The organism is Macrococcoides goetzii, from assembly GCF_002742385.2.
Lineage (GTDB): Bacteria > Bacillota > Bacilli > Staphylococcales > Staphylococcaceae > Macrococcoides > Macrococcoides goetzii.
This window is the reverse complement of sequence record NZ_MJBI02000017.1, coordinates 1-11,864: the sequence shown is the minus strand read 5'-3', so window position 1 is coordinate 11,864 and position 11,864 is coordinate 1. Positions and strand designations below refer to the sequence as shown.

The following is an 11,864-nucleotide window of genomic DNA, read 5'->3' as shown; positions in this document are numbered from 1 at the left end:
TCAAGATTATATTTACCTGAATCAAAAAAAGAGATTAAGCAACATAAAGTTGTCGCTTAATCTCTAATTACAGCATCAGTCCTATTTGACATAGAACCATTATTTACAGTTTAATATAGAGTTATGAGACAACCTTTAGGGGTTGTCTTTTTTTTGCGAGTAAATTGACGTTCCACTTCATAATCTATGTAGTGCTTGTTCGGAAGTGGCTTCAAATCACTTTTGACGACACTTACTCTTCCAATTCGTGTAGTTCCTGCTCGGAAGTGGCTTCAAATCACTTTTGACGACACTTGCTCACACAATCCATGTTGTTCTTACACGGAAGTGGCTTCAAATCACTTTTGACGACACTTACTCACACAATTCATGTTGTTCTTACACGGAAGTGGCTTCAAATCACTTTTGACGACACTTACACTTCTTCACTTCACTTCAATCCTTCGATTCAAAACAACCTATTTATTTTTCCTGTACAACATGTATTGCGCCATCATTATGTAGTGTAGCTGTAGATGCTCTTTCCTCTTTTTTATCAACTTCTCTAAATCTTCTATAATCATTGATATAACAGTTGTAGACATGACCATCGATTTTATCTGTCCACATTTTCTTATCACCTTTTTGATAAGTCACATTGACTTTACCCATCTTAACCTGATATCCCTCTTTATGCTTTAGGATATAATACGTTGTAACGTAGTCTTTCGTCTTGCCGTCATAATACGCATAAATACCGATACCCGGTTCATTTGCTTTAGAACTTAATGAGATACCACTTTCCTTGACACCATCAAATAGTTGTTTCCCTACAGCTTCTTGTGCTGCCTTTTCTGTTGGAAATGTACTGCTCTCCAATTGGGCAATCTGACTTTTCGTTACTTTCGGAAACTTTTGCGGGTTCATTAAATTTTGAATTGAAATCCCTATCGCAAATATCCCAATCAGCATCAGTGCCATCATTAAAAATTTCTTCGTAAATATGTCTTTCATATCATCAACCTTCCCTCTTTTAAAAATCAAAAAAACCTGCAATGCTTATGCATTTGCAGGCGAATGATTCTAATCATCAGTAAATATGTTCTCACCATACAAACTTCCTTATCATCAGTATAATCGTCTTTCTATATTTTTACAATTATCATAAGTAAGGTTATTTGCTGGTAATCTATATAATTAATGTTGTTCTAAAGTGACTTAATTTTATTTGTATGCTTTCTCTACTTCTTCAATTTGTTTCATAACAGTAACTGCGCCGCCACCTGAGAAGTACCATAAGTAAGGATCGATTTCTACGACTTTATCATTTTTCACAGCACTTACATCTTTAATAACATCATTAGATAATGCTTGTTTCGCAGATGATTTACCACCAACTGCTACTCCACGGTCCATCGCATAGATGATATCCGGGTTTGTTTTGTTGATATATTCAAAGTTAATCACTTGTCCGTGTCCTTTTGCCTGAATATTTTTGTCCGCTTCTTTCACGCCTAATACATCATGAATAAATCCGAAACGGCCACCTTTACCAAATACAGATAATTCTCCTTCATTGGCTAATACAAATAATCCTTTATCTTTAGACTTTTCAGTCATTGCTTTTACTTCTTCAATCTTTTTGTCTAAATCATCGATTAAAGCTGTTGCTTCTTTTTCTTTATCAAAGATTTTACCGATATTTTCAGTGTTTTCTTTTACGCTTTCGATATACTTCGTATCATCTGTACCAACATATAAAATAGTAGCGTCTGGTGCTGCTTTTTTCATTTCTTCCATTACTTTTTGTGTTGCCTGGCGTCCAGAAATTAAGATTAATTCTGGTTGTTGTTCAGCTAATTTTTCAAAGTTAGGTTCTTTTAAGCTTCCTAAGTTTGTATATTTATCATCTTTAAAGTTTTCAAGGAATGACGGAACACTGCGATTGCCTTCACCTTTAGGTAATCCTTTAACTTCTCCATCGACACCTAATTCCTGCATTGTTGCTAATGTTCCATAGTCAAATACTGCAATATTTTTTGGGTTTTTCGGAACTTCTACTGTTTCTGTTACGTCTTTTGCGTCACTTCCGTCTTCTTTTTCACCCATTAGTTTGTATTTATTTTCAATTTTAATCGTTTCAGCCTTATCTGATTCTCCTGCTGTCTTATCTTCTGATTTTGTACTTTCTTTGTCATTACCACATGCTGCTAACACAATAATTAAAGCTAAAGTTAATACTAAACTAAAAATACGTTTCATTCCTATATTCTCCTTTGATATATGTATTATTCCCCTGTAAATAAATTAGCCCTACATTAAAAACTACCCGGCAACACTCCTTTCAATGGATTGAATTATACTGCCTGTACTTCTTCGATAAATTCATCAACTGTCATGTGCTCATCGTCAAAATAGACACAGATTTGCTGACCGAAGATACATTCAATTTGGATGTCCATATCATATACTGCTTTTAATTTTTCTGTCGTAATAACATCTTCTTTTTTTCCGTCTAATAATACGACACCATCTTTTAAGGCAATGATGTAATCTGCATAACATGATGCGAAGTTAATATCATGAATCACAATAACAATCGTCTTTTGTTTTTCGCGAACTAATCTACGGAGTAACTGCATCATCTGAACAGAATGTTTCATATCTAAATTATTCAATGGTTCATCTAAGAAGATATAATCCGTATCCTGTGCTAAAGTCATCGCAATATATGCGCGTTGTTTTTGTCCACCTGACAATTCATCTAAGAAGCGATTTTCAAAAGGTTTGAGTTCTAAATATTCAATTGCTTCATCAACAATTGCGTGATCTTCTTTCGTTAAACGACCTTTAGAGTATGGAAATCTTCCGAAGTTAACTAAGTCGCGAACAGTAATTTTTAAGTTCGTATGATTACTTTGCTTTAATACTGCGAGTTGCATCGCGATATCATCACTTTTCATCTCTTCAATCGGAGCTTCGTTTAACAACACAGCGCCACTATCGTAATCACTTAAACGTGTAATGGCTGATAATAACGTACTTTTACCAGCTCCATTCGGTCCGATAATCGCCGTGATTGCACCTTTTTTTATTTCCACGGAAATGTCATTTAGAATCTCTTTCTGTCCAATCGTTTTGTGCAAATGTTGTACTTTAATCATGTGCACCCTCCTTAAATAATAGATAGATGAAGTAAACGCCACCTATAAAGTTGATTAATATCGTAATTTCAGTTGTGCCGTCAAATACGTATTGATTGATCATTTGTCCAAGTAATAAAGTAATGCCTGATACTGCTAATACCGAAATAATTAAATATTGATGTTTAAATGTCTGCATAAATTGATACGTAACATTACAGACAATGATACCTAAAAATGTAATTGGTCCAACGAGTGCGGTCGATATACTTACTAATACCGCAACCACCAACAGCATATTACGCGTTAATTTTTCAACGTTTACACCTAAATTTGTTGCGTGTGTGTTCCCTAAACTTAATACGTCTAATTCGTGTGCATGCATGTAAATATAAATGAGTAACATCACAATGATAATACAGCTGATGAGCAATAACTTTTCATTGACCGTATTAAAGCTTGCGAACAGTTTATCCTGTAATAATAAGAAATCATCTGGATTCATTACCATATGCATAAAACTCGATAAACTTGAAAAGCATGTTCCCATTACAATCCCAAACAGTAATACGAAATACACGGATGTATTTTTCTTAAAGACGATATTGAATAAGCCTAATGTAAACAAAATCATCAGTACAACGGAAATAAAGAAATTCACATATACATTGAAGAATAAATCTCCTAGTTTTCCGAAGAAGAATATAATGATGGTCTGAATAAATAAGTAGACTGCATCAAGTCCGATGACCGATGGTGTTAGTAGGTGGTTTTCAGTGATGGTCTGGAAGATGAGTGACGATACACCAATTGCTGCACCGACTAAAATAATGGCAGCAAGCTTTCGCAACCTTGATGGTAGTACATAATCTAAAATTTGCAGATTAAGCTGGATCATTACAAAGCCAATCATCAGTGCAATCATCACGAATAAGAGCACCGAGACTTTTTTCGTTGTATTATGCATATTCTTTCCTCCTTTTCAGAAGGATGATCATGAATACAACACTACCTAAAATACCTAGCGTTAGCCCTATCGGTATTTCGTATGGAAAGATAATAATTCGGCTGAATATATCAGCAATCATTACAATTATCGCACCGAGAAGCGCAGTGTACGGTAACGCTTTATTCATATGATCTCCGACAAAAAGTCCAACGATATTCGGCACGATTAATCCCAGAAACGGTAATACACCGATTGTTACAACGACAGTCGCTGAAACTACTGCTGCAATGACTACGCCGAGATTCATTATCTTGTTGTATGAGATTCCTAAGTTCTTACTAAATGACTCTCCCATCCCAACAATCGTAAAGTGATGTGCAAAGAAATACATAATAATAACCATTGGAATGATAATATACAGCACTTCATAACGTCCTTTCGTAATCATCGAAAAATCACCGACAAAGAAGTTAGAAATGCTTTGCATTGCATTAAATCTTAATGCCATAAATGTTGCTAAGCTGGAAACAATATTACCCAACATCAATCCGACAAGCGGGATGAATATCGCATCTTTAAACTTAATGCGATTAACAATCCACATAAACATAAATGTTCCTAAAATTGCAGTTGTAATACTAAATCCAAGTTTCACTAATAGTGGCGCTTGTGCAAAGAAAATCATTGATATCAATACACCGAACTTCGCGAAATCCATCGTCCCTGCCGTCGTCGGTGAGACGAATTTATTACGTGTAAGCTGCTGCATGAGTAACCCTGCAACACTTAATGCCACGCCTGCCAATATAATAGAGAGCGTCCTCGGGAAACGACTGTTTATTAAAATATTTTTCTGATTGTCCGATAAATGCATTAAATGTTGCGGTGAAATATCAATCACCCCTACAAAAATCGATACAATCGATAATAATACTAATGTGATAAGACCATAAATCATTTTCATCAACAAGAGCTCCAATCGTCAATGATAACAATTATCATTGAGAAACATTTTCAGTTACAATCATAACAGACTGAGAATTATTTTCAACCTGTATTTAAAAAAATACGTCGAAAACTTTGTTTTTCTTTAAAAAAGTTGTATTGGTAACGCTTTATTTCATGATATATTGAACATAAGAAAAACACGATGGGGTGACTTTTATGAATAAACAACACGGAGAACAGGCGCTAGAAAAATCGATAGGCTTCTGGACTGCCATTACTGTCGTTATCGGTACAATTATCGGTTCAGGCGTTTTCGTTAAACCGTCTGTCGTATTAAATCATGCAGGGACTAGTGACATGGCTATCTGGGCATGGATTGTCGGAGGTATATTAACGCTTGCAGCTGGCCTAACAATTGCAGAAGTCGGGGCACAAATCCCAAAAACAGGCGGCCTATATGCTTACATAAGAGACATTTACGGTCCATTCTGGGGATTCTTAACAGGCTGGATGCAAACTGTTATTTATGGACCAGCAATCATTGCTTCATTGTCTTTATTTTTCGGTATTTTAGTAACAAACTTCTTTGAATTAGATCCTGCTTTAGGTATATGGATCGGTATTGCAGCATTTACTTTCCTCGTTATCTTAAATATTATGGGGACTGGTTTAGGTGGTGCGATGCAGACATTTACAACCATCTGTAAATTGATACCTGTATTCGCGATTATCATTTTCGGTCTGTTATGGGGTAAAGAAGGTATATTCGGTCAAGACGTTACCAGCTTAATTAAAAATCAAGAAGAAATTAACTTTGGTCGTGCTATTTTAGCCACGCTTTTCGCCTATGATGGATGGATTCTTTTAACAAATTTAACTGGAGAAATGAAAAATCCAAAAAGAAATTTACCGTTAGCAATGTTTGCCGGCCTAAGTGTTGTAACACTTGCTTACGTACTGATTAATATCGCTGTATTTCATGTTATTCCTGCAGATAAATTAGTAGGCATGGGGAATACTTCTTCAGCGGAAGCAGCTAAGATCTTATTTGGTGATTTCGGTTCTAAATTTGTGAATATCGGTGTAATCATTTCAATCTTCGGATGCTTAAACGGTAAAATTATGACATTCCCACGTATTCCATTTGCGATGGCCGATGATCATCTATTACCATTTGATAAAGCAATTAGCTATGTCAGCCCTAGATTCAAATCACCAATTGGTGCATTAATTGCTGTATATGTTATCAGTATGATTTTATTATTATTAACAATTGTAATTCCTGATATCGTTAATGCAGATTATTTATCAGAAGTATGTATCTTTATTATTTATATCTTCTATATTGCAGCATTTATCGGTCTATTCTTATTAAGACAACGCAATAAAGGTGTTAATCGCGATTACTCAGTGCCGCTTTATCCGATTGTTCCAATCGTTGCGTTACTTGGAGGATTATTCATTATCATCAGTACATTAATGAGTGACTTTATCGGTTCTATGCTAGGCGTGGCATTTGTTATCATCGGTATTCCTTTCTACTTTATTTTAAGAAAGAGACATTAATATGTTTAACGCCTGTTAAACTGGATATATGAATTATATAACTTATAGAAATGAGGCAAATGATTATGAATAAATTAGTGAGATTAATTATTAAATTAAGCCCTATCTTAATTCCAATTGTTAAAGCACAATTAGAAAAACGTGCACAACAACAGTCAAATACACAATCACAACACGTTAATAATAAGTAATAAAAATAAGGCTAACGCGTATGCGTTAGCCTTATTTTTATTAGTTTAGTTATAATTTAATCACTGCCAACATGAGTGCAACCCATGCTGCAATAAATAATACGCCACCAATTGGTGTAATGGCACCTAATATTTTGATTTGTGTTAAAGCTAAAATGTATAAAGAACCGCTAAAGAACACAATACCAAGTGTCATCATCCAGCCCGCTGCATTTAAATTTAACTTTGTTGTACCGTTTAATATACCAATCGCTATTAATCCGAGTGCATGATACATTTGATATGTCGTTGCTTTCTCCCATATTCCCATATATTTCTCACTTAACTTACCTTCTAAACCATGAGCACCAAACGCACCACATGCTACTGCCATCATTGCATTAATCGCACCGATAATTAAAAATAACTTCATCACTTATTCCTCCTGAATTTAAAAATCAAATATTGAATCGCCGTTACCGAAACCGTCATCCGTTTTTACTTTATTATCACTTGATACTACTTTTGCACCCATCATCTTTAACTCTTCAGTAGTAATACCAGCATGGGGCCCAGTACTCTTACTTACATTTGTTGCCTGAAATGATGTGTCTGGCATTGTTACACCACTTTCTTCAGTTTGCCCGAAACGTGCTAACATTTCGATTGCATAAAGATGCTTATTAAACGCTGCATCGCTATTCGCCTGTTTCAAAAGCGAGATTTCCTGAGATAATTGTGCAATTAATTTCTGGTTCATGATAAATCCTCCCTTGCCCAATTAATTGGCGTTAATCCGTGTAGTTCTAAATCTTGGTTTATTTTACTGAACGGTTTTGAACCGAAGAATCCTCGATATGCACTGAGTGGACTAGGATGGACACTTTTAATAATCGTATGTTTGTCTGTATCGATAAACTGCGTAAGTTTTTGAGCTGGACTTCCCCATAGAACAAAGACAACATATTCTTTATGAAGAGATACCGCTTCAACGATCGCCTGCGTAAAATACTCCCAACCAATCCCTTGATGTGCATTCGGCGTCTTTTGTTCGACAGTAAGCACTCTGTTCAAAAGTAGTACACCTTCTTTAGCCCATCCGGTAAGGTTACCCGTTACACGCGTGATACCTAAGTCGCTTTCAAGTTCTTTATACATATTACGTAGCGATGGTGGTAATTTAGTACCCTCTTGCACTGAGAACGCTAAGCCATGCGCCTGATTCGGACCATGATATGGATCTTGTCCGATAACAACTACTTTTACATTTTCAAAAGGCGTTAAAGCAAATGCATTATAAATCGCTTCACGAGGCGGATAAACTGTTTTCGTATTATAAGCTTCTTCTAAAAATGCATCCATATTTGAAAAATCATGTGCCAATTTAATTTCATGAAATATCTTTTGCCAATCCATAACTTCACCTCATTGAAATTGTAACATAACTTAGTATTTATTTATTTTTTAAAATCCTTATTAATGATATGATATTATAACAAATAACTTTATAGGGGAAATGAAATATGAGCTTAAAAAAGATTTTAACAATTGCAGGATCTGATACAAGTGCCGGAGCAGGTATGCAGGCTGACTTAAAAACTTTCCAGGAATATAACACTTACGGGATGGTAGCATTAACTGCTGTTGTAGCAATGGATCCAGAAACTTGGGGACATGACGTTACACCACTTCCAATCGAGTTATTAGATAAACAAATTAAAACTGCATTATCAATCGGACCAGATGCCATTAAAACAGGTATGTTAGGTACTGAAGAAATCATCGAACGTGCAGCCAAAGCTTTCGAAGATTCTGATGCAGAATATTTCGTAGTAGACCCTGTTATGGTATGTAAAGGGGAAGATGAAGTACTTAACCCAGGTAATACTGATGCAATGATTAAATACTTATTACCACTTGCTACTGTTGTGACTCCGAACTTATTCGAAGCAGGTCAATTATCTGGTTTAGGTAAACTAACTACAATCGAGCAGATGAAAGAAGCAGCAAAGATTATTCATGAACGTGGTGCAAAACACGTTATCATCAAAGGTGGCAAAGCTTTAGAATCTGATGAAGCGTTAGACCTATACTATGATGGTGAAACTTATACATTACTGACAACAGATAAATTCCAATCATCATATAACCACGGTGCAGGTTGTACATTTGCAGCTGCTACGACAGCAAACTTAGCATTAGGTAAATCTCCACGTGAAGCTGTAATCGCTGCTAAAGGATTTGTAGCATCAGCAATTAAACATGGCTGGAAAATGAACGAATTTGTTGGTCCAGTACAACATGGTGCTTACAATAACGTTGAGAAGATTGAAGTAACGACTAAAGAAGTTTAATTATAATGCTGAGACGTTTGTCTCAGCTTTTTTATGTCTTTTTTTCGTATGCAAGCTCAAAAGGTATAATTTTTACAATTTATTTAGTAAAATAGTCTAGTATAAACTTTGAGGAGCAATGAAGATGGAATTAATCGAAAAACAACAAGTACAGGAGCTATTGAATCAATTTCAAGAGAAACCTGTCTATTTACATGTAGAAACAACGAATGGTGCTTATGCAAGTCACTTTGACGAAAAAGTGTTCAATGCGGGTACATTCTTACGTAATATTCAAGTATCATATATTCAAGGGATTATTACTGGCGGCGGAAAAGAACCTTTCCGTGTCGGTTTAAAATTAAATGGCGGGTGGATCTATGTGCAAGGTTTAACACATTTTGAAATTGACGAGCAAGGTCGTTTCTTAATGGCAGGATTAAACTATCAAGGACAGCTTGCAGCAGCCCTTGAAATAAGCGAAACGCCATTTGAGGTTTAAGGGGGAAATGATGATGGAACAAGAAAGACAAGTACTCGTAATCTTCCCTCATCCGGATGATGAAGCATTCGGTGTATCAGGTACGATTATGAAACATATCGATGCAGGTACGCCTGTCACTTACGCATGTCTCACATTAGGACAGATGGGAAGAAACTTAGGAAATCCACCATTTGCAACACGCGAAACATTACCTAAGATTCGTGAGAAAGAATTAGAAGATGCATGTCGCGTAATGGGGATTACCGACTTACGTAAAATGGGTTACCGTGATAAAACGTTAGAATTTGAATTATTAGATGACTTAGCGGATATGGTTACAGGATTAATTAATGAATTAAATCCTTCAAAAATTATTTCGTTCTATCCAGGTTACTCAGTGCATCCGGATCACGAAGCAACAGCGGATGCAGTCGTTGAAGCAGTCCGTCGTATGGACGGTGAGAAACCTAAACTACATTTAGTCGCTTTTAGTAATGATACCGTTGAGAATATTGGCGAACCCAATGTTGAATATGATATTTCGGGATATGAAGAAAGAAAGATGAATGTATTAGGTGCCCATGCATCGCAAACAGGACCAATGCTAGAAAATTTAGCAGCCAATACACAAGAAGCAGAAGCGGCAAAAGATATGTGGCTTCGAAAAGAACGCTTCTATGAATACGAAGTTTAATTAGGAGAATGAGATGGATCAATATAATTTAAATACACGTGAAGGTCGCTGGAAACATTTCGGTTCAGTAGATCCAATCAAGGGGACTAAGCCTACTGAGAAAGAAAAGATGACAGACCTGCAAAGTTCTAAAAAAGATTTTTTATTCGAAATCGATCATGTAGGTATTAAAAATTTAACATATCCAGTTCGTCTGGATGGATATCAAACAGCAGGAACATTTAGCTTATCTACACATTTAGCTAAAGATGAAAAAGGCATTAACATGAGCCGTATTTTAGAATCAGTTGAAGCCCATTATGATAATGGTTTAGCGCTTGATTTTGAAACATTAAAAGCAGTGTTAGTCACTTTACAAACAGTAATGCATCAAAAAGATGCGACCGTTGATGTAGATGCAAAATGGTTTTTTGACCGTTTTAGTCCGGTAACGAACTTACGTGCAATCGGACATGCAGACACGCGTTTTTCTATGACAGTTGAAGATGAGACGACCGTCAATAAATCGTTAACATTAACAGCAATGGTAACAACACTTTGCCCATGTTCTAAAGAAATCAGTGAATACTCTGCACATAACCAACGCGGTATCGTGACTGTGAAAGCTGACTTCGCACCAGAAGGTGAATTACCTGAAGATTTTAAAGAACGCATCTTAGAAGCGATGGAAGTCAATGCAAGTTCTATGCTTTATCCTATATTAAAACGTACAGATGAGAAATCGGTAACAGAACGTGCATATGAAAACCCTCGTTTCGTTGAAGACTTATTACGATTAATCGCAGCTGATTTAGTAGAATTAGATTTCATTGAAGGTTTCACAATTGAATGTCGTAATGAAGAATCCATTCATCAGCACGATGCATTCGCTCGATTAACTTATAAGAAATAGGTGATTATCATGTCTGAAAAAGAAAAAATGATTGCCGGATTAATGTATGACCCGAGTGATATAGAATTAAAGAACGATCGTTTGAATGCTAAATTGACTGTACGTGCGTATAATAATACACCGGAGAATTTAGCGGAAGAACGTGAAAAACGTATAAAAGCAATTCTTGGTTCGACAAAAGAGAATGTAATGATTGAAACTGATTTCCGTTGCGACTATGGTTATAATATTCATGTGGGTGAAAACTTTTATGCTAATCATGATTTAACCATTTTAGATGTTGCACCAGTAACTATCGGCGATAATTGTATGATAGCGCCTGGCGTGCATATCTACACAGCAACTCATCCGATTGATCCTGCCCAGCGCAACAGCGGTTTAGAGTATGCTAAGCCTGTTGTGATTGGAGATAATTGCTGGATTGGTGGACGTAGTGTGATTAATCCAGGTGTGACGATTGGCAATAACGTTGTGATTGCCAGTGGATCTGTCGTAACCAAAGACGTACCAGACAATGTTGTAGTCGCAGGTGTACCAGCCCGCGTTATACAAGTAATAGAATAATATGAAGAAAGCGATGATACTTGTGTGTATCATCGCTTTTTATGGTTCTATGTCAAATAGGACTGATGCTCTAATTAGAGATTAAGCGACAACTTTATGTTGCTTAACTCTTTTTTTGATTCAGGTAAATATAATCTTGAAC

General features: G+C 36.0%; 15 protein-coding genes. 7 read left to right on the top strand and 8 right to left on the bottom strand.

From position 1 onward, the window contains the following. Positions 1-462: 462 nt before the first annotated feature. The 5 genes from BFS35_RS13590 to BFS35_RS13570 form a co-directional block, all read right to left on the bottom strand. Positions 463-993 (bottom strand): hypothetical protein, encoded by a 531-nt coding sequence (locus BFS35_RS13590; RefSeq protein WP_099578654.1) that lies wholly within the window; start codon positions 991-993, stop codon positions 463-465. A 210-nt stretch (positions 994-1,203) separates the two neighbouring features. After that, complete coding sequence (locus BFS35_RS13585; protein WP_099578655.1) at positions 1,204-2,241, bottom strand: ferrated catecholamine ABC transporter substrate-binding lipoprotein SstD; 1,038 nt, start codon at positions 2,239-2,241, stop codon at positions 1,204-1,206. A gap of 95 nt (positions 2,242-2,336) precedes the next feature. After that, positions 2,337-3,143: an iron ABC transporter ATP-binding protein gene (locus tag BFS35_RS13580; protein WP_099578657.1), complete on the bottom strand. Its 807-nt coding sequence runs from the start codon at positions 3,141-3,143 to the stop codon at positions 2,337-2,339. Continuing rightward, the gene (locus tag BFS35_RS13575) at positions 3,136-4,089 is read right to left on the bottom strand and encodes an iron chelate uptake ABC transporter family permease subunit (protein WP_099578659.1); all 954 of its coding nucleotides are present in this window, start codon (positions 4,087-4,089) and stop codon (positions 3,136-3,138) included. The genes BFS35_RS13580 and BFS35_RS13575 overlap by 8 nt, the downstream gene beginning before the upstream one ends. Then, positions 4,082-5,035: an ABC transporter permease gene (locus BFS35_RS13570; RefSeq protein WP_158554337.1), complete on the bottom strand. Its 954-nt coding sequence runs from the start codon at positions 5,033-5,035 to the stop codon at positions 4,082-4,084. Before BFS35_RS13570 ends, BFS35_RS13575 begins: the two co-directional genes overlap by 8 nt. A 200-nt stretch (positions 5,036-5,235) precedes the next feature. On the opposite strand from BFS35_RS13570, the gene BFS35_RS13565 reads away from it, so the two are divergent. Together BFS35_RS13565 and BFS35_RS14195 are read left to right on the top strand one after the other, a co-directional pair. Then, on the top strand, positions 5,236-6,585 hold the full coding sequence (locus BFS35_RS13565) for an APC family permease (RefSeq protein WP_099578663.1): 1,350 nt from the start codon (positions 5,236-5,238) through the stop codon (positions 6,583-6,585). A gap of 65 nt (positions 6,586-6,650) precedes the next feature. Then, positions 6,651-6,776 carry a hypothetical protein gene (locus BFS35_RS14195; protein WP_275068237.1) on the top strand — a complete coding sequence of 42 codons (126 nt, stop codon included), beginning with the start codon at positions 6,651-6,653 and terminating at the stop codon, positions 6,774-6,776. 49 nt (positions 6,777-6,825) lie between these two features. On the opposite strand, the gene BFS35_RS13560 is transcribed toward BFS35_RS14195, so the two are convergent. Genes BFS35_RS13560 through BFS35_RS13550 form a run of 3 tightly spaced genes read right to left on the bottom strand, consistent with a single transcriptional unit; the run spans position 6,826 to position 8,171 of the window. Beyond that, positions 6,826-7,191, bottom strand: coding sequence for a DUF423 domain-containing protein (locus tag BFS35_RS13560; RefSeq protein WP_205757174.1), 366 nt, complete (start codon positions 7,189-7,191; stop codon positions 6,826-6,828). Positions 7,192-7,206: 15 nt separating this feature from the next. Then, the gene (locus tag BFS35_RS13555) at positions 7,207-7,515 is read right to left on the bottom strand and encodes a DUF5327 family protein (RefSeq protein ID WP_099578667.1); all 309 of its coding nucleotides are present in this window, start codon (positions 7,513-7,515) and stop codon (positions 7,207-7,209) included. Next, the gene (locus BFS35_RS13550; protein ID WP_099578668.1) at positions 7,512-8,171 is read right to left on the bottom strand and encodes a uracil-DNA glycosylase; all 660 of its coding nucleotides are present in this window, start codon (positions 8,169-8,171) and stop codon (positions 7,512-7,514) included. The genes BFS35_RS13555 and BFS35_RS13550 overlap by 4 nt, the downstream gene beginning before the upstream one ends. 107 nt (positions 8,172-8,278) lie before the next feature. On the opposite strand from BFS35_RS13550, the gene thiD reads away from it, so the two are divergent. The 5 genes from thiD to BFS35_RS13525 all read left to right on the top strand — a co-directional run bounded on the left by thiD (position 8,279) and on the right by BFS35_RS13525 (position 11,722). Further along, positions 8,279-9,109, top strand: coding sequence for a bifunctional hydroxymethylpyrimidine kinase/phosphomethylpyrimidine kinase (gene thiD, locus BFS35_RS13545; protein ID WP_099578670.1), 831 nt, complete (start codon positions 8,279-8,281; stop codon positions 9,107-9,109). Between the two features lie 124 nt (positions 9,110-9,233). Next, entirely contained in the window at positions 9,234-9,590 is a 357-nt protein-coding gene (locus BFS35_RS13540) for a YojF family protein (protein ID WP_099578672.1), read from the top strand. Between the two features lie 13 nt (positions 9,591-9,603). Further along, positions 9,604-10,266, top strand: coding sequence for a bacillithiol biosynthesis deacetylase BshB2 (bshB2, locus tag BFS35_RS13535; protein WP_205757173.1), 663 nt, complete (start codon positions 9,604-9,606; stop codon positions 10,264-10,266). Positions 10,267-10,279: 13 nt separating this feature from the next. Beyond that, complete coding sequence (gene folE2 / locus BFS35_RS13530; protein WP_099578676.1) at positions 10,280-11,158, top strand: GTP cyclohydrolase FolE2; 879 nt, start codon at positions 10,280-10,282, stop codon at positions 11,156-11,158. Between the two features lie 6 nt (positions 11,159-11,164). After that, positions 11,165-11,722, top strand: a complete 558-nt coding sequence (locus BFS35_RS13525) for a sugar O-acetyltransferase (protein ID WP_117946085.1) — start codon at positions 11,165-11,167, stop codon at positions 11,720-11,722. Positions 11,723-11,864: the final 142 nt, after the last annotated feature.